Source organism: Sphingopyxis terrae subsp. terrae NBRC 15098 (assembly GCF_001598815.1).
Classification (GTDB): domain Bacteria; phylum Pseudomonadota; class Alphaproteobacteria; order Sphingomonadales; family Sphingomonadaceae; genus Sphingopyxis; species Sphingopyxis terrae.
Window position 1 is genome coordinate 117,480 of record NZ_BCZQ01000004.1, and the last position, 20,467, is coordinate 137,946.

Consider the following 20,467-nt stretch of genomic DNA (forward strand, 5'->3'; position numbering starts at 1 on the left):
GGGGCTGCCGGGACATGGTTAAGCCAAATTGACGGCCCTGCCGGGCGCGGATAATGGCGAATCGATATCGTCCCAGCAGTTGCCCCAATCAGCTGACTGGCTTTTTGAAAGTCGGTCCACATGTCTGCATCGCGGCTCAGCGTCGTCATGCCCATGTATAATGCGGCACGCTTCGTCGAAGCGGCGATCGACAGCATTTTGGCCCAGACGATGGGCGATTTTATCTTTTACATCGTCGATGACGGTTCGACCGACCTGTCGGGGGACATCGCCGCGCGCAAGGCGGCGACCGATCGGCGGATCAGACTGATTCGTCAGTCCAATCAGGGCATCGTCGCGAGCATGAACCGGATGCTTGGGCTGGTCGAATCGCCCTTCGTCGCGCGTATGGATGCCGACGACATCTCGCTGCCCGACCGTTTCGCGCTGCAGCTGGCGCATTTCGATCGCACGCCGACGCTCGGTGCGCTCGGTGGGCAATATGTCGAGATCGACAATGGCGGGCGCCGACGGAGCGGTCATTTCCGGCAACCGGTGGGCTGCGATGACGTGCGCGCGGAACTCGAACTGCGGCCTGCGGTCGCCAATCCGACCGTGATGTTCCGCACCGATGCGCTGCGAAAGGCCGGGCTCTATCGCCCGGCGTTCGGCTATTGCGAGGATTACGACCTCTTTCTGCGGCTCTCCGAGATCGCTGATATCGACAATCTGCCGGACACGCTGCTGCTCTATCGCCGGTCGCCCGAACAGATGAGCGTCGCCAACAACGCGCAGCAGACCGAACAGGCCGCCTATGCCCGGCTCGCGCATCTGGTGCGCAAGACGGGCGCCGCCGATCCCTTCCGCGACATGGCGCGGCTGCCGCCTCTCGCCGATCTCGATGCGCTGCTCAAAAAGCCGGGCATCGGGCGAATGGTGGAGACCGATATCATCGCCGCACGCCGCTATGCTGTCGCCAGCATGGCCGACAGTGAGTTCGTCGACTATTGCAAGCGGCTGGCGAGCGGCGTGCGGCTGGAGGCCGCGACCCGTACGGTGGTGCGCTGCCTTGTCAATCGGCGCGTCGATCGGGCGTTCCGGCTGGCGAGTTCGCTCGTCGCCGGGGTTTTCGTCTGACGCGCGTCAGGTTGACGGCGCGCGCAGCCGCGCCACGAAAAAGCCGTCGAGCCCGCCCACATCGGCCAGCATTCCCGGCAAGGTTCTGACGCAGCCCATCGCATCCGGCGTTACGCCCTGCGGCAGTTCGTCAGGCAGTACGGGGTCGATCTGCCATTTCGAATTAGTGCCCAGAAACGCCTTGATCTGCTCCTCACCCTCGGCGCGCTCCAGCGAGCAGGTCGCATAGACGAGCGACCCGCCCGGCTTGACCCAACCGGCGGCGCGCGCGAGCAACTCGCCTTGCAGCACCGCAAGCTCGTCGATCTGGCGGTCTTCGACGCGGTGCAGCACATCGGGATGGCGACGGAAAATGCCGGTTGCCGAACAGGGGGCGTCGAGCAGCACGGCATCGGCCTGTGCGTCCGGCTCCCAGCGCCGTATGTCAGCCTGAATGATCTCCGCGGTCTGCTGCGTCCGGCGCAAATTGTCGGTCAGTCGTTCGAGCCGGCGCGCGCTGGTGTCGACGGCCGTCACCGCCCAGCCCGCCGCGGCGAGCTGCATCGTCTTTCCGCCCGGCGCGGCGCACAGGTCGAACACCGATCGGCCATTGCCCTGAGCAAGCAGGCGGGCCGGGATGCTGGCGGCAAGATCCTGCACCCACCAGCCGCCATCGCGGAAGCCGGGCAGGTCTTCGACCGCGCTGCCCCGCGGCAGGCGATAGTGCCGCGGTGCGAGCGATCGGGCTTCGGCCCATCCCGCGGCGTCGGGCTCGGCTGCAAAGCTCAGGTCGATCGGCGGCGGTGCGCTCCAGCCATGTTCGGCCGCGGCAACCGTCTCGGCGCCCCAGGCATCGTGCCAGCGCGCCGCCGTCGCGGGCGGCAGGCTCGCGCGCTCGGGTAGTTTCCACGCGTCTTGTTGTGCGCGCGACAGAAGCGCGTGAACCAGTCGCCGCGGCCCACCCGCTACGAGCGGCAGCGCGGTGGCAACCACCGCATGCGGCGGACTGCCGAGCGCGAGCAATTGGGCGAGCGCGAGCCGCAGCACGGCGCGCGACTTCACGTCCTCGGGCAGCGGCTGGGGCGTTGCGCTATCGATCAGCGCATCGAGGTCGACCATCCAGCGCAGCGTTTCCGACGCGATGGCAATGGCAAAGGCCCGATCGGACGGCGGGAGGCCCTGCGTGGCGGCATGCGCCGCGATGTCGAGCGCCTCGCCGCGGCGCAGGACCGCATCGAGCAGACGCAGCGCTGCCCGGCGCGGCGCGGTGCCGGCGGGCTCGCTTTCGCCGCCTCGTGACCGGCGCCCGCGGCCCTCGGGCATTTTCCGTCGGCTATCGTTGGCGTTCTTCATCACTACGTCCTATATCGGATGCATCATGGCGCACGATCCTCAATCCGACCACATCGGCGGCACGCCCCGCGCGACCAAGCGTCCCGGCGATGTCAGACCGCCCGCAAACTGGACCAACGAACCGCTGCCCAAGCCGCAACCGATTGTCGAAGATGCCGCGGAGGCGCAGCCCGGCGGCCGCAACCCGGTACGCTATGGCGACTGGGAATTGAAGGGTCTGGCGATCGACTTCTGATCGGCCGCCGCGCCCCGATCAGAAGGGGTTCATCCGGCCCATCAGGCGGGTGCGGTCGACATATTGATGCTTCAGCACCGCCAATATGTGGATGACGACGAGCACGAGCATGGTGATGCCCAAAAGTTCGTGCCGTTCGTGCAGCGTGTCGGCGAGCGCTTTTGACGGCGCGGCGATCGACGGCACGGTGAACAATCCGAAGAAGTCGATCGGCCGATCGGCGGCGGACATCCAGACCCAGCCCGACAGCGGCAGCAGGATCAGCAGCAGATAGAACAGGAAATGCAGGATCTTGCTGACCGGACGCTGCCATGCGGGCGTTCCGGCGGGAAGCGGCGGAGGCTTGTGCCCGAGGCGCCACAATATGCGCAGCGCGGTCAGCACGAGGATCGTTATCCCCAGCGCCTTGTGGACGTTCATCGCTTCGCGGTGCGCTTCGCGCGGAAGACCTTCGGTCAGCATCGCAAGGCCGATATTGACGATGACCGAAAGGCCGATCAGCCAATGCAGCCATATGGCCACCTTCGTATAGCGCGGGTCGGCGGTCGATCCGGCATCGGCGAGGGTGGCCATATCGCGTTCTCCTTAGGCGACGGGGGCGTCCGTCATTGCCGGCACCTTGCCAGCTTTTACCTGTTCGGCAAAGATGTCGCGCATCAGTTGGAGCGAAAGCAGGTGCGCATAGATGAGCGGCAAGGTGCCGTTCTGCATCAGCTTGCGCAGCACATCGCCGCGCAGTTCGCGCAGCTTGTTTTCGTCGACCATCTGGAAACCGCGATAGACGAAGGGCTTGTCCGAACCGTCGGGCTGGATGGCGACTTCGCCGTCCATCAGCAGGTCGGCCTTCTTGAGTTCATCGACCAACATGCCGGTGCGCTGCCCGGCTTCTTCGAAGTTGCGGCAGAAATCGAGCACGGCTTTGGTCTGTTCGCTCGGCTGGCCGTCAACGAACAGGGCGTCGCCCTCGTCGAACTTGCCGACGGCGCCAGAGGTCGGGTCGAAGCAGAGCGACAATTCTTCGCTGCCCGGGTTGAGGCGCGCGAGAAGGAAGGGGTAGCGGCGAATATAGGCCGGAACATAAACCGGATTCTTCAGCTTGCCTTCGTCGTCAACGAAGACGTTGACGCCTTCGTTGAGGCCCATGAGCGCCAGCGGAACCGGATTGTCGCCAGCCGAAAAGATAATCGGAAAGAAGCGGCAAGCCGAGGTGAATTCGTCGGCGGTCAGCGGAATCGCATGCTGGCCGACGAGAAACTTCGCTTCGGCGAGCGGACGGGCGTGGAAATCGACGTGATCGACGCTCGAAAGCGGAACGAGGTCGCCATAGAAAAGCGGCAGGTTGTTGGCGGGCGCTGTGGCCATGATGAAACTCCGGATTGGCGCCCCCAAAGGGATCGAGGGCGAAAGGAATAATCGCGCGCCTTATTGGCAGGCGCGGCGCGGCGCAAGGGGCGTTAGGCCAAGGGCGCCTTCTGGGCGACCAACTTGCCGGGATTGAATAGCCCCAGCGGATCGAGTCCGTCTTTCACCGCACGCAGCGCGGCGAGGCGGGCGGGGCTGTCGAGTTCGGCGAGCATGTCGCGCTTCATCTGCCCTATACCATGTTCGGCCGAGATCGAGCCGCCGAGTTCGAGTACGTGGGTGTAGACGATCCGGCTTGCGTCCTCACCATGCGCCGCGAGCCATGCACGACCGTCGACGCCCATTGGTGGCTGGACATGATGGTGGACGTTTCCGTCGCCAAGATGGCCGAAGGACAGCGCCCGGGTACCCGGAAATGCGGCATCGAGGCGCGCGGGGTTTTCCGCAATGAACTGCGGCATCCGGTCGACTGGAACGCTGACGTCATGCTGGAGGGCCGGACCTTCGGCGCGCTCGGCCTCCGAGATCGAATCGCGCAGACGCCAGAATTGCTCGCTTTCGCTTTCGCTCTTGGCAATCGCGACGTCACGGATCAGCCCGTCCTCGAGTGCCTTTGCAAGCGATGATTCCAGCGCTTCGGTCAACGCATCACCATCATCACCGGCCAGCTCGACGAGCGCATACCAGGGATCGGAGGCAGCGAGCGGCGCGCGGGTCTGTGGAATATGGCGCAGCACGGCCTGCAGGCAGGCGTCGGGGATGAGTTCAAAGCCTTCGAGCGTGCGACCGAGCGCGGCGTCGAGCCGGCGCAGGAGGCGCAGCGCATCGTCGGGCGAAGCAAGGCCGATCCACGCCGTGCAGCGCGCGGCGGCGGCGGGGACGAGGCGCAGCGTCGCGGCGGTGACGACGCCGATCGTGCCCTCGGCGCCGCAAAACAGATGCCGCAGGTCATAGCCGCGATTATCCTTCTTGAGCGGGGCCAGCGCGTCGAGAAGCTCGCCGTCGGGCAGAACCGCCTCAACGCCTTCGACCAGCGCCCGCATCGTTCCGAACCGCAGTACCTGCGTTCCGCCGGCATTGGTCGAAACCAGCCCGCCGACCGTCGCTGACCCCTTGCCGCCGAGGGTCAAGGGAAAGCGCAGTCCGTGCGCAAGGGCTGCACCATGCAGATGTTCGAGCACGACCCCCGCTTCGACGATCGCCAATCCGGCGGCGACGTCGATATCACGGATCCGGTTCATGCGCCGCAGGCTGAGCAGAAGCTGGTTGCCCGTCGCGTCGGGCGTTGCGCCACCAACCATGCCGCTGTTTCCGCCTTGCGGGACGATGGCAACCTGCTCCGCGGCGCAGAGCCTGACGACTGCGGCGACCTCGTCACGATTGGCCGGGGAAAGCATGGCGGCCGCTTGGCCTCGATAACGGCCGCGCCAATCCGTGAGCCAGGGTGCCATATCGTCCGTATCGCGGCTGAACCCCTTGGGGCCCAGCAGATCGGTGAGGTGGTTGAGCAGGTCGGCGGAGGGCGGTTGGGTCATGCAGGGCGTCTCGTTGGGGCGCGGGCGCGCAATAGGGGTCGACATCAATTCATTTGCTGTTCAATCATGGTCGTTAAAGGGTTGGCAGATGAATTGCCACCTTGTGGGGCTTTGCAGCGAACGGGAGTATCGGGTGAACGCCATGGCCTGGCACAGTGATGCGGAGCGGGCGCATCCATGGTGACGGCGCTGGCCCTGCTGGTCGCGGCGGCTGCGCCCGCGTCGGACGTGCCCATCGCGGCAACGCTGCCGCCGGTGGAGGCGTCCATGCCCGCCATTGCTCCCCCTGATGCCGGCTTTTTCCAAGTCGTGATCGAGCAGCAGATCATCATCCGTGTTCCGGCACAGCGTAGTCCGATCAATAATTTCGCAGCCCCCGCGCCGCCGCCACCGCCCATTCATCCGCGCGAAGCGCAGGTGGTCTGGAAGGAAAAGAAGGGGCCGCGCTGCGTCGCGATGAAGAACATCGTGCGGATGGAGGCAGTGCAGCGCGACAGCATCGATCTGATCACCCGCCAGAAGCAGTTGCTGCGTGCCCAGTTGAACCGCGGCTGTCGGGCGCTCGACTTCTATGCCGGATTCTACATGAAGGGAAACAAGGACGGGCAGCTGTGCAAAGGCCGTGACGAAATCCATGCGCGGACCGGCGCAAAGTGCGAGGTAGACGAGTTTCGCTTGCTCGTCCCGGTGGCGCGCGACGACGACTGAGCGGGGCGGCGCGCGATTTTTCGGCCAGATCGGTCGGCTTTTCTTGACTTTTCACCGCCACTTCCCCTAGGGGCGCGGCAGCAACGGCTGGCGTGGGAAGCCGTGCTACAACATTTTTCCGGACATGATGACCTTATGAAATTTGCCGACATCGGCCTTTCCGACGAACTTTTGCGCGCTGTGACCGAAGCGGGCTATGACGAACCGACACCGATCCAGGCGGGCGCCATCCCTTCGGTTCTGATGATGCGCGACATTATCGGCATCGCGCAAACGGGCACCGGCAAGACAGCATCCTTTGTGCTGCCGATGATCGACATTCTGGCGCATGGACGCGCCCGCGCGCTTATGCCGCGCTCGCTGATCCTCGAACCGACGCGCGAACTTGCGGCGCAGGTGGCCGAGAATTTCGAAAAATACGGCAAATATCACAAGCTTTCGATGGCGTTGCTCATCGGCGGCGTCCAGATGGGCGATCAGATCAAGGCGCTCGAAAGGGGCGTCGATGTGCTGATCGCGACGCCGGGCCGCCTGATGGACCTGTTCGAGCGCGGCAAGATATTGCTCACCGGCTGCGACCTCCTCGTCATCGACGAGGCGGACCGGATGCTCGACATGGGCTTCATTCCGGACATCGAGAATATCTGCACCAAGCTGCCGGCGAATCGCCAGACCTTGCTCTTTTCGGCGACGATGCCGCCGCCGATCAAGAAGCTCGCCGACAAATTCCTGTCGAATCCCAAGACGATCGAAGTCGCGCGGCCCGCGAGCACCAACGTCAATATTACCGAGTTCCTGGTCAAGACCAGCGAGCGCGGCAAGCGCGAAACGCTGCGCGGGCTGCTCGAGGAAGAGGATATCAGCACCGCGATCATCTTCTGCAATCGCAAGACGACCGTGCGTGAGCTCGCCAAATCGCTCCAACGCTACCGCTATCGCGCGGGCGAGATCCATGGCGACATGGATCAGTCGAGCCGCATTGCCGAACTCGATCGCTTCAAAAAGGGCGATATCAACATCCTCGTCGCGTCCGACGTCGCGGCCCGGGGTCTCGATGTGAAGGGCGTCAGCCACGTCTTCAACTTCGACGCGCCTTGGCATCCCGACGACTATGTCCACCGCATCGGACGTACCGGGCGGGCAGGGGCGAAGGGCCGGGCCTTCACGCTCGTCAGCCCGTCCGATGCGGAGGCGGTTGACAACATCCAGAAGCTGACCGGCCACAAGATCGATATCTTTGCGGGCGGCGAGCGTCAGGAACCCACCGAAGAGATTGAGGAAAAGCAACCGCCGCAAGCGAAGAAGAGCCGGCGCGGCGGTGCGAAACCGAAATCGAAGGACGATGCGCCCCGCGCGGAATCCAAAAGCAGCGCATCCAGGCGCCCCGAACGCAAGACGCCCGATGCGCCGCGCCAGAAGCCGGTTCGCGACGACGAACCCGACGACGGCTGGAACGGCCCGATGCCGGGCTTCCTTTCGGTCGGTTTCAGTAGCTAAAACCGGGTCCGGATTGGCGGTGCGTTCGCGTCAGACGCGGACGAGCATCTTTCCGATATTCGCGCCGGAAAACAAACCAAGGAACGCGTCGGGCGCCGCTTCGACTCCGTCGCGCACGGTTTCACGCATCGTCACCGCACCGCTCGCGATCAGCCCTGCCATGTCGGCGTAGAATTCTTCCATGCAGTCGAAGAACTGGTCGGTATAGATAAAGCCCTCCATGCGGATACGCGCCGGGATCGTCCGGATCAGGTTGCGCATTTCCTGGGGCTTTCCGTCATTATAGACGTCGATCATGCCGCAGATGGCAAAGCGGGCGAAATCATTGGCGACCGCGAAGGCCGCGTCGAGATGATCGCCGCCGACATTGTCGAAATAGACGTCGACGCCGCTTTTGCCGAGGCCGTCCAGCGCTTCGGTAAGCGCGGGGATAAGCGGGCCCGCCTTGTAATCCACAACGGCATCGGCTCCCAGATCCTCGACCCAGGCGCATTTTTCTGCGCCGCCGGCGGAGCCGATGACGGTCATCTCGCGCGCTTTGGCGATCTGGACCACCGCCGAGCCAACGGCGCCTGCGGCGGCGGACACGAAAACCGTGTCGCCGGGCTTTGCCGCTGCAATGCGGAGAAGGCCGATCCACGCGGTGCCCCCGGTCAGCCCCATATTGTGGAGAAAGGTCTGGGGCGGCATGCCAGCGGCGAGCAGATCGGCAGGCAGCTTGGTCGGCGTCATCTCCAGCCCGATGGTTCCGCCGTCGCGCCAGCCGCCCATGTGCAGGATGATGTCGCCCGGCGCGAAGCCGTCCATTGCACTTTCGATCACTTCGCCGATCGCCCCGCCGGTCATCGGCTGGTCTAGCTGGAAGGAGGCGGCGTAGCTTTTGGCATCGTTCATCCGGCCGCGCATATAGGGGTCGACCGACAGCCAGTGATTGCGCACGCGAAGCTGATCGGTTTCGAGCGGCAGATCGGGAAGCGCGTGCAGCGCAAAATCGTCGATCGTCGGCAATCCTTGCGGACGACGCACCAGATGCCATGCCTTCGCCATAGATTGTTCCCCCAATTATCCGAAGATATTTCCTATCGTCAGAAAAGCCGTTGCCAGTGTCAACCAGTCCCGTTAAGAGCGCCCCGTCGCGGGGCCGTAGCTCAGATGGGAGAGCGCTGCAATCGCACTGCAGAGGTCAGGGGTTCGATTCCCCTCGGCTCCACCAGCGACCTTTCCCCTATACGCCGGAAACGTATCGACCGGGGACAGTCGCGCCCTGCCCCCGGACGTCGGGCGCTATGCCGCCGGGGCTGACGGTTTGGCTTTGCGAGGGCGAAAACGGCGCCACAGGAATATCGCCGTGCCCGCGATCAACGCCCAGGGCAGGACCGCGGCGCCAACAAAAAGCAGGACCGACAGCAATGTCCCGCCGCTGCCGAGCAGGGTTGCCCATGCGGTGCCGAACGGATTTCGGTTGCCGATACCGGGTACGCCGCCGTCGCTGGCGTAGTTGAACGCAACGTCCGTCCACGCGATGCGGCCCTCGCCGGTGCGACGGCTCTGGCGCTCCTCGCCCAGCTGCCCCCGCATGGCGCTGATCTGGGAGAGAAGTTCGGCGCGCTCGCTTTTATCGAGGCCGCCTTGCTTCAACCGGTCCTCGATCCGGGCGACCTCGGCCTGCGCCCCGGCGCTCCGCTGTTGCGAGGCGAGGACTTCCGTTCCGACATCCTCGCCGTTGACGCTTGCATCTGCCAGCACACCAGCTGCCTTCTCGACGCTGGCGATTGCGCTCGAACCGAATTTTCGCGCGATTCCAGGGTCGAGTTTGAACCGCGTTTGTGCTTCCACAAATTTTTCGTCGTCGAGTCGATAGCGCACGTCGACGATGCGGCAATGTTGAACACCCAGTGCTTCGCAAGCCGCCGCATGCTCTTCCTGCACCTTCGCGATGCGATCGTCGGCGAGCCGAAATGTATAGGAATAGTCGAAGGCGACGCCGGGCGCGGCCTGGAGGGGGATGTCGCCACCGGCGTCATCGCTTGCCGCTTCGGTGGCGGGTGCTCCGTCGGACGTCGCAACCTGGGCATCATCTGCGGGCTTTTCCGAACACCCGATCAGGGCGAGCGCCATCGCGCCCGCTAAGAGCTTATTTCGCATGAAGATTCTCCCAAAGCGCGACTCGTCGGCCGCCGCGATGGAGTATCACAACTTAAACAGTAGACAATATATTTCAGGCGGCGCGAACAAAGCCGTCGAGCACCCGCTTTGCGCCCGCCTGCTCGAATTCGACCTCCAGCTTGTTGCCGTCAATGTCGATGATTTCGCCATAGCCGAATTTTTCGTGGAACACGCGCATACCGATGGCGAGGTCGGCGCGCGGCTTGGCCCCCACCGATGCGGCGGGCGCTCGCTCGGACGGCGCGGGCGCGCGGGTGACGGTCGATGATTGCGCGACGGCGCGCTGCCACGCCGGGCCGCGCGTCATGGTGCGGGCCGGCTGGCGCTCGGCAACATGCGCAAAAGGATCGCCCTGTGCCGACCAGTTGGCCCGCCAAAGGCTCTGGCCGCCGCCGAAGCTGTTCTCGCTTGCCACATGCTCGGGCGGGATTTCGCCGATAAAGCGGCTCGGGATGCTGCTCATCCACTGGCCGTAGATGCGCCGGTTCGCGGCATGATAGATGCTGGCGCGCTGACGGGCGCGGGTGATCGCGACATAGGCCAGCCGGCGCTCTTCCTCCAGACTCGCCGTCCCGCCTTCATCCATCGCGCGTTGCGACGGAAAGACGCCGTCCTCCCATCCGGCGAGGAAGACATGATCGAATTCGAGGCCCTTGGCGGCATGGATCGTCATGATCGTCACCGTTTCGGTCTGGTCGTCATTGTCGCGGTCCATCACCAGGCTGACATGCTCGAGGAAGGCTTCGAGCGAGTCATATTCTTCCATCGCGCGAACGAGTTCGGAGAGGTTTTCAAGCCGTCCCGCCGCCTCGGCGCTGCGATCGGCCTGCAGCATCGCGGTATAGCCCGATTCGTCGAGGATGAGCTGCGTCAGCTCGGGGTGCGATAGCTCGCCCGCCTTCGATTGCCAGCCGCGCATCATCGCAACGAAATTGGCGAGCTGGCGCCGCGCCTGCGGAGTCAGCTCGTCGGTTTCGGTGATCCGCGACGCCGCATGAAACAGCGGGGTCCGGTCGATCCGTGCGAACTGGTGGATACGCGCCACTGCCTTGTCGCCCAATCCGCGCTTCGGGACATTGACAATCCGCTCGAACGCCAGATCGTCGGCAGGCGACTGGACGAGGCGCAAATAGGCGAGCGCATCGCGAATTTCGGCGCGCTCATAGAAGCGGAAGCCGCCGACGATGCGATAGGGCATGCCGATCGCGATGAAGCGATCCTCGAATTCGCGGGTCTGGAACTGCGCGCGGACGAGGATGGCGGCGCGGTCGAGCGAGACACGCCGGCGTTGCAAATCTTCCAGTTCCTCGCCGACCCGGCGCGCTTCTTCGGGGCCGTCCCACACGCCGACGACGCGCACCTTGTCGCCCGCATCGAGTTCGGTCCACAGCGTCTTGCCGAGGCGGTCGCTGTTCTGCGCAATCAGCGCCGACGCGGCCGCCAATATCTGCGGAGTCGATCGGTAATTCTGCTCGAGCCGGATTACCGTCGCGCCGGGAAAGTCCTTTTCGAAGCGCAGGATGTTGGCGACCTCGGCGCCGCGCCACGAATAGATCGACTGGTCGTCGTCGCCGACGCAGCAGATATTCTTGCGCGCCTGCGCCAGCAGCCGCAGCCAGAGATACTGGCTGGCGTTGGTATCCTGATATTCATCGACGAGGATATATTTGAAGCGCTGCTGATAATGTTCGAGCACATCGCGGTGATTTTTCAGGATCACCAGCATGTGCAGCAGCAGGTCGCCGAAATCGCAGGCGTTGAGCGTCTTCAGCCGCGCCTGATACAGCGCATAGAAATGGCCGCCCTTGCCGTCGGCATAGGCTTCCCTGTCGCCCGCATCAAGGTCGGGCGGCGTCAGGCCGCGGTTCTTCCACTTGTCGATCAGCGCCGCGAGCTGGCGCGCCGGCCAGCGCTTTTCATCGAGTCCCTCGGCCTGGATGATCTGCTTGAGCACGCGAAGCTGGTCGTCGGTGTCGAGGATGGTGAAATTGCCTTGCAGGCCGACGAGTTCGGCGTGACGGCGCAGCATTTTCGCGCAGATGCTGTGAAAAGTGCCCAGCCAGGGCATGCCCTCGACCGCGTCGCCGATCATCCGCCCGATGCGTTCGCGCATCTCGCGCGCTGCCCTGTTGGTGAAGGTGACGGCCAGGATTTCCGACGGCCAGGCGCGCCGCGTCGCGATGATATGCGCCAGCCGCGCCGTCAGTGCGGCGGTCTTGCCCGTGCCAGCCCCGGCGAGCATCAGCACTGGCCCTTCGGTGGTGAGAACGGCCTGCCGCTGCGGGCCGTTCAGGCCCTGCAGATAGGGCGGATCCGACGGCGAGGGCGGCGGCAGATCGGGGAGGGATGAGGGGGTGTCCATTATGCGCGAACGATTAGGGAACAGCGCCGCTGCTGTCCAGTGCGCGGCGCAGCGCTGCGTCGGGCCGTGCGCCCTCGTGTTCGAGCCGGTCTATCGTGGCAACCGCCATCGCCCGATATGCGGCGACAAGGTCGGGATCATGCGCGGCAAGCGCCGCAACATGATCGCGGATCGTCTGAACGTCGCCGCGCAACAACGGTCCCGAAAGGGCACCGAACCCGCGGTCGAGGCTGTTGTCCAGAGCAGCCTGCACCAGCGGCGCGAGCAGCGCGCGCGGCGCGTCGACTCCCGCGCGTTCAAGAGCCTGCGCGGCATCGGCAATCAGCGTCACGAGATGGTTCGACGCGTGGCAGAGCGCCGCGTGATAAAGCGCGCGGCGCTCTTCCGGAATTTCGACCGCAACACCGCCGAGCAGGCCGACGACCCGCCTGGCTTGCACGGCTGCGTAGGCACTCGATCCGGTGATCGCAAAGCGCGCGCCCGCCATCCGCGCGACTTCACCCGGCGGGTTGCCGGTGAAGGTCATCGCCGGATGGATAGCGGCCGTCAGCCAGCCCGCATCGCGCAGCGGCTCCAGAAGCGCGGCTCCGCTGCGGCCGCTGACGTGGAAAACGAAAGGCGAGGACGGCGTCTTGGATGCTTCGGCCGCCAACGTGGCCACGATGCCGGAAAGGGCGTCATCGGCAACGGCGATCGCAATCGCATCGCATGTTTGGACGAGTGCCCCAAGGGTGGGGGTGGTTTCGATGCCATCGACTTGCCGCTCCGCTTCGGCCAGTTGCTCGGGCGAACGTCCCCATAGCAAGGGCGGTTGGTGCGACGCGGGCTTCAGTCCGAGCGCCAAGGCGCGCGCCACGCGGCCCGAGCCGACGATTCCGATCCGCCGAAATATGTCGATGTTCATGATGTCTGCGATACGGCAGATCATGGTCTGCCGCCACCCGGCGAAGGGATCAGGGCCAATCGAAAGGGAGGAAAATGGTGGGCGTGGCAAGGATTGAACTTGCGACCCCTGCGATGTCAACACAGTGCTCTACCACTGAGCTACACGCCCACACGTTTTGGGGTGACGCGCCCCTTAAAGGCCTCGGCGCAGGCTGGCAAGCCCTTCGCGCGCAAAGTTGAAATTATTGTTGGTTGCTGCGATCGGCGCGGCCGAAAAGCATATCGACCTCGCGCACCAGATCCTTGAGGTGAAAGGGCTTGGACAGCAGCTTGGCTTGCGGGACATTCTCTTCGGCGCGCAGCGATACCGCCGCGAATCCGGTGATGAACATCACCTGCGTTTGCGGCGCCGCCTTTGCGGTGTGCTGCGCCAGCTCGATACCATCCATTTCGGGCATCACGATGTCGGAGAGGAGCAGGTCGAATGTGCCCGAATCGATATAGGGGACCGCTTCGGTCCCGCGGTCGACCGCGGTCACATGATAACCCGCGCTGGTCAGCGCCCGCGCCAGATATTCGCGCATCACATCATCATCTTCGGCGAGCAAGATGCGGATCATCGTAAAATTCTGCCCCTGTCTTCCGGCTGCGCCCGATCGTGTAATCGCGCGTACCGCACCCCTCGAATGAAACTGTGTCATAGCGGGAGAGATTTAACAAATTCCCGCGCCGCTGGATTCGTCGGCGCTTTTTTGCCACCCTCTTATATCAATGCCCCACCGCACCCTTCCGCCCGCCGCAATCGCGGTCCAACGTCCCGACGCGCCAGGCTCCGTCGTCGTGTCGATCCCGCATGCCGGGCGCCTCTATCCGCCTGAAATACTTGCAGCGGCGCGCGTGCCGATCGCCGATCTCGAGCGGCTGGAGGATCGCTGGTGCGATGTCATCGCGGCGGGTGCGGTCGAGGCCGGCGCGACAGTGGTGCAGGCGCTGTGGGCGCGCGCTGTCGCCGATTGCAATCGCGGCGAGGGGCAGATGGCGCCCGCCGAGGTCGCAGTGCCGCTTCGCGCACAATTTTCGGCGCCGGGCCGCAAGGAGCGCGCCGGGCTGGGCGTCGTGCCGACGCGGCTCGCCGACTGCGGGACATTGTGGAAACGTCCGATCGACCGGGCCGCGCTGCACTGGCGTCTCGAATCGCTGCACCGGCCCTATCATGCAGCAATTGCCGAAGAACTCGCTGCGGCGCGTGATCGCGTCGGGCACGCCATTCTGATCGACCTGCACAGCATGCCTTCGATTCCGTCCGGACAGCCAGGTCATGGGGCGCGCATCGTGATCGGCGATCGCTTCGGCACGTCCGCGGGCGAGTGGCTGTCCGATCTGCTTCTCGACAGTGCCGCACGGCTCGGCGTCGCCGTGACGCGCAACCAGCCCTATGCGGGTGGGCATATCGTGCGGACGCACGGGCGACCGCTGGCGGGCGTCCACGCGGTTCAGATCGAAATCGACCGGAGTCTTTATCTCCATCCCGACAAGAGCGTCGATGCGGCCCGTTCGGGCGCGCTTGCACGCTGGTTCGCCGGCCTGATCGATGGGGCGGGGCAGATGCGTCCCGATGGCGACATGCTGCCGCTGGCCGCCGAATAAAAAACCACCTCGTACCGGAGTACGAGGTGGCCAGGGTCCAGGGAGGACGCACCCACGTCCGCTAGGACGAGGCGCTCGCCGCGATGGAAAGGGGGAAAACCACGGCGGCGTAGCATCAATTTAGGATGGGTCGCGACACGTTACAAGACGCGTCTGTGCAAAATCTGCAGCAATGCGAAACTGGTCGGGGAGAGAGGATTCGAACCTCCGGCCCCTGCCTCCCGAAGACAGTGCTCTACCAGGCTGAGCTACTCCCCGACCGATCTCTGGCGCCGGCGGACCGGCGCGAGGGCAGGGCGGTCCTCTAGACGCGCCTTTTCGGAACTTCAAGCGTCAATCGGCAGCTTTGGCGATATTCGCCGATTTAGAGCAATTGCGCGCGGCGAAAGCTGAAATGGCCATGATCGACGAAGATCAGATGATCGGTCAAATCGACGGCGATTCGGCGGAGAAAATCCATCGCCTCGCCGGTCGCAGCCAGATCGGCTTCGCTCGGGTAGGCGCAGCCCGATGGATGATTATGCGCCATCAACACGGTCGCGGCGCCCCGGCCGATCAGCCGGTGCCAGCAGGCAGGGGCGATCGTGCAACGGCCGTCGATACCGCCTTCGCAGCATTCGATCCGCATCAGGCGCCCGAAACCATCGAATCCGGCCAGGATCAGCCGCTCGCGGTCAGCGGGGAACTCGGCGCGCAGCAGATCGCGGGCCACCGCGTCCTCCGCGTCGCGATCGACGAAGCCGCTCAGCGTCGTGCCATCGAAGGGGCGGGCAGGTGGGAAAGCGAGCGCCATCACCGAAATCTGCGCCCCGTGCCCGCGCGCGCCAAGCCGGGACTGGGCCGAAACGGTGCGAGGTCGGGCGGGGCGCTTGCGGGCCGCGTCGCTGCCGCCTAGCAAAGAGGCCGCAATGCCGGGAGCGAGTCTTGTCCGAATCCATCCATTATGAACTTCAATATCTCGACCTTATGCGTCGGATATGGACCGAAGGCGACGAACGCGTCGACCGCACCGGGGTCGGGACGCGCTCGCTGTTCGGCGAGACGATGCGCTTTTCGCTGCGCGACGATGCCATTCCCTTGCTCACAACCAAGCGCGTGTACTGGAAAACGGCGCTGCGCGAGCTGTTGTGGTTCCTGACCGGCGACACCAATATCCGACCGCTCGTTGCGCAGGGCGTCCGCATCTGGACCGACTGGCCGCTCGAGAAATATCGCCGCGCGACGGGCGAGCAGATCGACGCCGAAGCGTTCGAGGCGCGGATCGTCGCCGATCCTGATTTCGCGGCGGCGTGGGGCGATCTGGGGCCGGTCTACGGTCATCAGTGGGTCAATTGGCCACGCTATGAGCCGGCGGGCGAGGGCCTGTTCCGCCGTGTGGAAGAGGGGCACAACCAGATTGCCGCGCTGATCGACTCGCTCCGCAACAACCCCGGATCGCGCCGGCATATCTTCACCGGCTGGAATGTCGCCGATCTCGACCGCATGGCGCTGCCGCCCTGTCACATGACCTATCAGTTTCATGTGCGGAGCGACGGCGGACTGTCGTGCCTTCTGTTCCAGCGGTCGTGCGACCTGGGCCTGGGTTTTGCCTTCAACATATTCGAAGCCGCGCTGCTGACGCGGATGGTTGCGGCGCAATGCGGTCTTCATGCCCATGAACTGGTGTGGACCGGCGGCGACGTCCATCTCTACCTCAATCACGCCGAGCTCGTGGAGCAGCAGCTTCGGCGCGTTCCATCGGGCGCACCGAGCCTTCGCATCCTTCGGCAGGCTTCGAGCATTTTCGATTATGCGTTCGACGATTTCGCGGTCGAGAATTACGCCCCGCAGGCGCATATTTCCGCGCCTGTTGCGGTCTGAGAGGCCGACATTGCATTGCTATGCAGGAAGTAATAATATGTCGTACAATTGAAATATAACGGCGCGGCGATTCGCGCCCTGAAGGGACGAATATATGCCCGAAACGCATCGGCGCCCGGCGAGCAATCTGCCGCCGCTGTCGCTCCATATTCCCGAACCCCGCTATCGTCCCGGCGACACGCCCGACTTTGGCGATATCGAAGTTCCGGCGGTCGAAGCGACCCCGCGCCCGGGCGAAGCGACCAAGCCCGATGCGATGCGCGATATGTGCTACGGCCTCGTCCGTGTGCTCGATTTCGACGGGCAGGCGAAGGGCGCGTGGGATCCGAAGCTCAGCGCCGAACGGTTGCGCGCGATGCTGCGTTACATGATGCTCGTCCGCGCCTTCGACGACCGCATGTTCCGCGCCCAGCGCCAGGGCAAGACCAGCTTTTACATGAAATGCACCGGCGAGGAGGCGACCTCGGTCGCCTCGACGATGGCGATCGACCGCGCCGATATGTGCTTTCCCAGCTACCGCCAGCAAGGCATCTTGATCGCGCGCGATTATCCGCTGATCCAGATGATGAACCAGATCTATTCGAACCGCGGCGACCATCTGCTCGGGCGGCAATTGCCGATCATGTATTCGGCGCCCGAGCACGGGTTTTTCAGCGTTTCGGGCAATCTCGCGACGCAATATCCCCAAGCAGTCGGCTGGGCGATGGCATCGGCCTCGAAGGGCGACAGCCGCATCGCGACCGTGTGGTGCGGCGAAGGGTCGTCGGCCGAAGGCGATTTCCATTCGGCGCTGACCTTTGCGACCGTCTATAACGCGCCGGTCATCTTCAACGTCGTCAACAACCAGTGGGCGATTTCCAGCTTTTCGGGTTTTGCCGGGGGTGAGCGGACGACTTTTGCGGCGCGCGCCGTCGGCTATGGCATCGCCGGCCTGCGCGTCGACGGCAATGACCCGCTTGCCGTCTATGCCGCGACGCAATGGGCGGCTGACCGGGCGCGGACGAATAACGGTCCGACGCTGATCGAACATTTCACCTATCGCGCCGAAGGGCACAGCACCTCGGACGACCCGAGCGCCTATCGCGCGGCACAGGAAGCGAGCGCCTGGCCGTTCGGCGATCCGATCGCGCGCCTGAAGCAGCATCTGATCGCGCTCGGCGAATGGGACGATGCGCAGCATGATGCGCTGCGCGCCGAACTCGACGATCTGGTAAAGACGACGCAGAAGCAGTCGGAAAAGCTCGGGATTCTGGGTCACGGCATGCACCAGCCGTTCGAAACGATGTTCGAGGATGTCTTCGAGGAAATGCCTTGGCATCTCAAGGAGCAGTGCGATCAAATGCTGGCCGAACAGGAAAAGAAGTTCGGCCCCAATTGGAAGCCCGAATGATGGCCGGCGAAACCCAGACCAAGACGATGAACATGATCGAGGCGATCAACAGCGCCATGGACATCATGCTCGAACGCGATCCTAACACCGTCGTGATGGGTGAGGACGTCGGCTTTTTCGGCGGCGTCTTTCGCGCCACCGCGGGCCTGCAGAAAAAGCACGGCAAGACGCGTGTTTTCGATACCCCCATCAACGAATGCGGCATCATCGGCGTCGCCGTCGGCATGGGCGCTTATGGCCTGCGTCCCGTCCCCGAAATCCAGTTTGCCGACTATATCTACCCCGGGCTCGACCAACTCGTGAGCGAGGCGGCACGACTGCGCTATCGTTCGGCGAACGATTTTATCTGCCCGATGACGGTGCGCACCCCCTTTGGTGGCGGCATTTTCGGGGGGCAGACGCACAGCCAGTCGCCCGAAAGCATCATGACGCATATCTGCGGCGTGAAGACGGTCATTCCGTCGAACCCCTATGATGCCAAGGGCCTGTTGATCGCAGCGATCGAGGATAACGACCCCGTCGTCTTCCTCGAACCCAAACGTATCTACAATGGCCCGTTCAGCGGCTATTACGACCGCCCGGTCGAGCCTTGGTCGAAGCATGATGCGAGCGCGGTTCCCGAAGATTATTATCGCATCGAACTCGGCAAGGCGGCGACGGTACGCGCCGGCGAGGCGGTGACGGTGCTCGCCTATGGCACGATGGTCCACGTCGCCAAGACGGTGATCGAGGAGATGGGCGTCGACGCAGAAATCCTCGACCTGCGGACGCTGCTGCCGCTCGACATCGATGCGATCGAAACCTCGGTAAAGAAGACCGGGCGTTGCCTCATCATCCATGAAGCGACGCGCACCTCAGGCTTTGGCGCCGAACTGGCGGCGCTCGTTCAGGAACGCTGCTTCTATCATCTCGAGGCGCCGGTTGAGCGCGTGACGGGTTTCGACACGCCTTACCCCCACAGCCTCGAATGGGCTTATTTCCCCGGGCCGGTGCGCATCGCGACCGCGCTCGAAAAGATCATGAAGGATTGACCGCCATGGCTCGCTATTCATTTCGCCTGCCCGACATTGGCGAGGGCATCGCCGAGGCCGAGATCGTTGCCTGGCACGTCAAGATCGGCGAGCGCGTCGAGGAGGACGCCCAGCTGGCCGACATGATGACCGACAAGGCGACGGTCGAAATGGAATCGCCCGTGTCGGGGGTCGTTGTCGAACTCGCCGGTGACGTCGGCGACATGGTTTCGATCGGCTCGACGCTGGCGGTGATCGAAACCGACGGCGAAGCCGCGGTCGAAGACATGATCGCCGAAGAGGAATTCGAAGAGGACATCGCGGCCGAAACGCCGGGTGTAGAAGAGGCTGCGGTGGCGGAAGCGCCGCCGTCCCTCCAAGCCGTTCGCCCGGAGCCTGTCGAAGCGCCGTCCTTGTCTTCCACCGTTGAAAAGAGGGACGGGGCTTCGACAAGCCCAGCCCGAACGGAACAGGGTAGAGCCATCCTCGCATCGCCGGCCGTTCGCGCCCGGGCGAAGGATTTGGGCATCGATCTGGGGCAGGTCCATTCCGATGGCGAGCGGATTCGCCATGCCGATCTCGACGCATTCCTCCGCTACAGCGGCGGGCAGGGCTATCACGCCCCGGGCGCCAGCCGCGCCCGCGCCGACGAACCGGTCAAGGTCATCGGCATGCGCCGCAAGATCGCCGAGAATATGGCGGCGTCGAAGCGCGCGATCCCGCACTTCACCTATGTCGAGGAAATGGACGTCACCGCGCTCGAAGCGATGCGCGCCGACCTCAACGCCAATCGCGGCGGCCGGCCGAAGCTCACGATGCTGCCGTTCCTGATCGTCGCGATCTGCCGCACGATTCCCGAATTTCCCATGATCAACGCGCGTTACGACGACGAAGCGGGTGTTGTGACGCGGCATGGTGCCGTCCATCTCGGCATGGCGACGCAGACCGATGCCGGACTGATGGTCCCGGTGATCCGCGACGCACAGGACAAGAATGTGTGGCAGCTCGCGAGCGAAATCGGCCGGTTGGCGGAGGCCGCACGCACGGGCAAGGCGAAGGTAGAGGAGCTGACGGGCGGAACGCTGACGGTCACCTCGCTCGGCCCGCTCGGCGGTATCGCAACGACCCCGGTGATCAACCGGCCCGAAGTCGCGATCATCGGCCCGAACAAGATCGTCGAACGCCCGGTTTTCGACGGCGACGACATCCGCCGCGCCAAGCTGATGAACCTGTCGATCAGTTGCGACCACCGCGTTGTCGATGGCTGGGACGCCGCGCGCTATGTGCAGGCGCTCAAGAAGCTGATCGAGACGCCGGTTCTGCTGTTCGCGGACTGAGTCTATGTCGTCATTGCGAGGAGCT

At 64.3% G+C, this 20,467-nt stretch carries 19 protein-coding genes and 3 tRNA genes; 10 read left to right on the forward strand and 12 right to left on the reverse strand.

The window, feature by feature from the left end; genetic code table 11:
- Positions 1-120: 120 nt before the first annotated feature.
- Complete coding sequence (locus tag STE01S_RS03305) at positions 121-1,116, forward strand: glycosyltransferase family 2 protein (RefSeq protein ID WP_062764848.1); 996 nt, start codon at positions 121-123, stop codon at positions 1,114-1,116.
- Positions 1,117-1,122: 6 nt separating this feature from the next.
- On the opposite strand, the gene STE01S_RS03310 is transcribed toward STE01S_RS03305, so the two are convergent.
- Positions 1,123-2,418 (reverse strand): RsmB/NOP family class I SAM-dependent RNA methyltransferase, encoded by a 1,296-nt coding sequence (locus STE01S_RS03310; RefSeq protein ID WP_062765137.1) that lies wholly within the window; start codon positions 2,416-2,418, stop codon positions 1,123-1,125.
- Between the two features lie 55 nt (positions 2,419-2,473).
- Between STE01S_RS03310 and STE01S_RS03315 the strand changes: the two genes are divergently transcribed.
- Complete coding sequence (locus STE01S_RS03315) at positions 2,474-2,683, forward strand: DUF1674 domain-containing protein (protein ID WP_062765139.1); 210 nt, start codon at positions 2,474-2,476, stop codon at positions 2,681-2,683.
- Positions 2,684-2,701: 18 nt separating this feature from the next.
- On the opposite strand, the gene STE01S_RS03320 is transcribed toward STE01S_RS03315, so the two are convergent.
- The 3 genes from STE01S_RS03320 to STE01S_RS03330 all read right to left on the reverse strand — a co-directional run bounded on the left by STE01S_RS03320 (position 2,702) and on the right by STE01S_RS03330 (position 5,580).
- Complete coding sequence (locus tag STE01S_RS03320; RefSeq protein WP_058811671.1) at positions 2,702-3,256, reverse strand: cytochrome b; 555 nt, start codon at positions 3,254-3,256, stop codon at positions 2,702-2,704.
- Positions 3,257-3,268: 12 nt separating this feature from the next.
- The gene (locus STE01S_RS03325; RefSeq protein ID WP_003051455.1) at positions 3,269-4,045 is read right to left on the reverse strand and encodes a SapC family protein; all 777 of its coding nucleotides are present in this window, start codon (positions 4,043-4,045) and stop codon (positions 3,269-3,271) included.
- Between the two features lie 92 nt (positions 4,046-4,137).
- The gene (locus STE01S_RS03330; protein WP_062764851.1) at positions 4,138-5,580 is read right to left on the reverse strand and encodes an FAD-binding oxidoreductase; all 1,443 of its coding nucleotides are present in this window, start codon (positions 5,578-5,580) and stop codon (positions 4,138-4,140) included.
- 177 nt (positions 5,581-5,757) lie between these two features.
- Here STE01S_RS03330 and STE01S_RS03335 point away from each other — a divergent pair, with 177 nt between their 5' ends.
- Both STE01S_RS03335 and STE01S_RS03340 read left to right on the forward strand, forming a co-directional pair.
- Positions 5,758-6,288 carry a hypothetical protein gene (locus STE01S_RS03335; RefSeq protein WP_062764853.1) on the forward strand — a complete coding sequence of 177 codons (531 nt, stop codon included), beginning with the start codon at positions 5,758-5,760 and terminating at the stop codon, positions 6,286-6,288.
- Between the two features lie 135 nt (positions 6,289-6,423).
- The gene (locus tag STE01S_RS03340) at positions 6,424-7,785 is read left to right on the forward strand and encodes a DEAD/DEAH box helicase (RefSeq protein ID WP_062764856.1); all 1,362 of its coding nucleotides are present in this window, start codon (positions 6,424-6,426) and stop codon (positions 7,783-7,785) included.
- A gap of 30 nt (positions 7,786-7,815) precedes the next feature.
- Here STE01S_RS03340 and STE01S_RS03345 read toward each other — a convergent pair whose 3' ends face one another.
- The gene (locus tag STE01S_RS03345) at positions 7,816-8,832 is read right to left on the reverse strand and encodes an NADP-dependent oxidoreductase (protein WP_082813202.1); all 1,017 of its coding nucleotides are present in this window, start codon (positions 8,830-8,832) and stop codon (positions 7,816-7,818) included.
- Between the two features lie 90 nt (positions 8,833-8,922).
- Here STE01S_RS03345 and STE01S_RS03350 point away from each other — a divergent pair.
- Positions 8,923-8,998, forward strand: a tRNA-Ala gene (locus tag STE01S_RS03350).
- 71 nt (positions 8,999-9,069) lie between these two features.
- On the opposite strand, the gene STE01S_RS03355 is transcribed toward STE01S_RS03350, so the two are convergent.
- From STE01S_RS03355 to cpdR, 5 genes are all read right to left on the reverse strand, one after another.
- Entirely contained in the window at positions 9,070-9,930 is an 861-nt protein-coding gene (locus tag STE01S_RS03355; RefSeq protein ID WP_082813203.1) for a DUF4349 domain-containing protein, read from the reverse strand.
- A 73-nt stretch (positions 9,931-10,003) separates the two neighbouring features.
- A complete protein-coding gene (locus STE01S_RS03360) occupies positions 10,004-12,313 on the reverse strand; it encodes an ATP-dependent helicase (RefSeq protein ID WP_062764862.1) in 2,310 nt (769 codons plus the stop codon).
- A gap of 13 nt (positions 12,314-12,326) precedes the next feature.
- Positions 12,327-13,241 carry a Rossmann-like and DUF2520 domain-containing protein gene (locus STE01S_RS03365; RefSeq protein WP_082813204.1) on the reverse strand — a complete coding sequence of 305 codons (915 nt, stop codon included), beginning with the start codon at positions 13,239-13,241 and terminating at the stop codon, positions 12,327-12,329.
- Between the two features lie 51 nt (positions 13,242-13,292).
- Positions 13,293-13,367: transfer RNA gene (locus STE01S_RS03370), tRNA-Val, on the reverse strand.
- A 73-nt stretch (positions 13,368-13,440) separates the two neighbouring features.
- Positions 13,441-13,818 carry a cell cycle two-component system response regulator CpdR gene (gene cpdR / locus STE01S_RS03375; RefSeq protein ID WP_062764864.1) on the reverse strand — a complete coding sequence of 126 codons (378 nt, stop codon included), beginning with the start codon at positions 13,816-13,818 and terminating at the stop codon, positions 13,441-13,443.
- Positions 13,819-13,969: 151 nt separating this feature from the next.
- Here cpdR and STE01S_RS03380 point away from each other — a divergent pair, with 151 nt between their 5' ends.
- Positions 13,970-14,845, forward strand: coding sequence for an N-formylglutamate amidohydrolase (locus STE01S_RS03380; protein WP_255265866.1), 876 nt, complete (start codon positions 13,970-13,972; stop codon positions 14,843-14,845).
- Positions 14,846-15,026: 181 nt separating this feature from the next.
- Here STE01S_RS03380 and STE01S_RS03385 read toward each other — a convergent pair.
- Together STE01S_RS03385 and STE01S_RS03390 are read right to left on the reverse strand one after the other, a co-directional pair.
- Positions 15,027-15,103: transfer RNA gene (locus STE01S_RS03385), tRNA-Pro, on the reverse strand.
- Positions 15,104-15,209: 106 nt separating this feature from the next.
- A complete protein-coding gene (locus STE01S_RS03390; protein ID WP_062764867.1) occupies positions 15,210-15,638 on the reverse strand; it encodes a JAB domain-containing protein in 429 nt (142 codons plus the stop codon).
- Between the two features lie 131 nt (positions 15,639-15,769).
- Between STE01S_RS03390 and thyA the strand changes: the two genes are divergently transcribed.
- The 4 genes from thyA (at position 15,770) to STE01S_RS03410 (ending at position 20,442) form a co-directional block, all read left to right on the forward strand.
- Positions 15,770-16,705 (forward strand): thymidylate synthase, encoded by a 936-nt coding sequence (gene thyA / locus STE01S_RS03395; protein ID WP_255265867.1) that lies wholly within the window; start codon positions 15,770-15,772, stop codon positions 16,703-16,705.
- Positions 16,706-16,799: 94 nt separating this feature from the next.
- Entirely contained in the window at positions 16,800-18,095 is a 1,296-nt protein-coding gene (locus tag STE01S_RS03400; RefSeq protein WP_062764870.1) for a 3-methyl-2-oxobutanoate dehydrogenase (2-methylpropanoyl-transferring) subunit alpha, read from the forward strand.
- A gap of 26 nt (positions 18,096-18,121) precedes the next feature.
- Positions 18,122-19,126, forward strand: coding sequence for an alpha-ketoacid dehydrogenase subunit beta (locus STE01S_RS03405; protein ID WP_003051495.1), 1,005 nt, complete (start codon positions 18,122-18,124; stop codon positions 19,124-19,126).
- 5 nt (positions 19,127-19,131) lie between these two features.
- Positions 19,132-20,442 carry a dihydrolipoamide acetyltransferase family protein gene (locus STE01S_RS03410; protein WP_062764873.1) on the forward strand — a complete coding sequence of 437 codons (1,311 nt, stop codon included), beginning with the start codon at positions 19,132-19,134 and terminating at the stop codon, positions 20,440-20,442.
- Positions 20,443-20,467 lie beyond the last annotated feature (25 nt).

What these genes read in the sequence shown, in the direction of transcription:
- STE01S_RS03305 (WP_062764848.1), top strand. Translation starts at nt 121, where the DNA reads ATGTCTGCATCGCGGCTCAGCGTCGTCATGCCCATGTATAATGCGGCA.
- STE01S_RS03310 (WP_062765137.1), bottom strand. Translation starts at nt 2,418, where the DNA reads ATGCCCGAGGGCCGCGGGCGCCGGTCACGAGGCGGCGAAAGCGAGCCC.
- STE01S_RS03315 (WP_062765139.1), top strand. Translation starts at nt 2,474, where the DNA reads ATGGCGCACGATCCTCAATCCGACCACATCGGCGGCACGCCCCGCGCG.
- STE01S_RS03320 (WP_058811671.1), bottom strand. Translation starts at nt 3,256, where the DNA reads ATGGCCACCCTCGCCGATGCCGGATCGACCGCCGACCCGCGCTATACG.
- STE01S_RS03325 (WP_003051455.1), bottom strand. Translation starts at nt 4,045, where the DNA reads ATGGCCACAGCGCCCGCCAACAACCTGCCGCTTTTCTATGGCGACCTC.
- STE01S_RS03330 (WP_062764851.1), bottom strand. Translation starts at nt 5,580, where the DNA reads ATGACCCAACCGCCCTCCGCCGACCTGCTCAACCACCTCACCGATCTG.
- STE01S_RS03335 (WP_062764853.1), top strand. Translation starts at nt 5,758, where the DNA reads ATGGTGACGGCGCTGGCCCTGCTGGTCGCGGCGGCTGCGCCCGCGTCG.
- STE01S_RS03340 (WP_062764856.1), top strand. Translation starts at nt 6,424, where the DNA reads ATGAAATTTGCCGACATCGGCCTTTCCGACGAACTTTTGCGCGCTGTG.
- STE01S_RS03345 (WP_082813202.1), bottom strand. Translation starts at nt 8,832, where the DNA reads ATGGCGAAGGCATGGCATCTGGTGCGTCGTCCGCAAGGATTGCCGACG.
- STE01S_RS03355 (WP_082813203.1), bottom strand. Translation starts at nt 9,930, where the DNA reads ATGCGAAATAAGCTCTTAGCGGGCGCGATGGCGCTCGCCCTGATCGGG.
- STE01S_RS03360 (WP_062764862.1), bottom strand. Translation starts at nt 12,313, where the DNA reads ATGGACACCCCCTCATCCCTCCCCGATCTGCCGCCGCCCTCGCCGTCG.
- STE01S_RS03365 (WP_082813204.1), bottom strand. Translation starts at nt 13,241, where the DNA reads ATGATCTGCCGTATCGCAGACATCATGAACATCGACATATTTCGGCGG.
- cpdR (WP_062764864.1), bottom strand. Translation starts at nt 13,818, where the DNA reads ATGATCCGCATCTTGCTCGCCGAAGATGATGATGTGATGCGCGAATAT.
- STE01S_RS03380 (WP_255265866.1), top strand. Translation starts at nt 13,970, where the DNA reads ATGCCCCACCGCACCCTTCCGCCCGCCGCAATCGCGGTCCAACGTCCC.
- STE01S_RS03390 (WP_062764867.1), bottom strand. Translation starts at nt 15,638, where the DNA reads ATGGCGCTCGCTTTCCCACCTGCCCGCCCCTTCGATGGCACGACGCTG.
- STE01S_RS03400 (WP_062764870.1), top strand. Translation starts at nt 16,800, where the DNA reads ATGCCCGAAACGCATCGGCGCCCGGCGAGCAATCTGCCGCCGCTGTCG.
- STE01S_RS03405 (WP_003051495.1), top strand. Translation starts at nt 18,122, where the DNA reads ATGAACATGATCGAGGCGATCAACAGCGCCATGGACATCATGCTCGAA.
- STE01S_RS03410 (WP_062764873.1), top strand. Translation starts at nt 19,132, where the DNA reads ATGGCTCGCTATTCATTTCGCCTGCCCGACATTGGCGAGGGCATCGCC.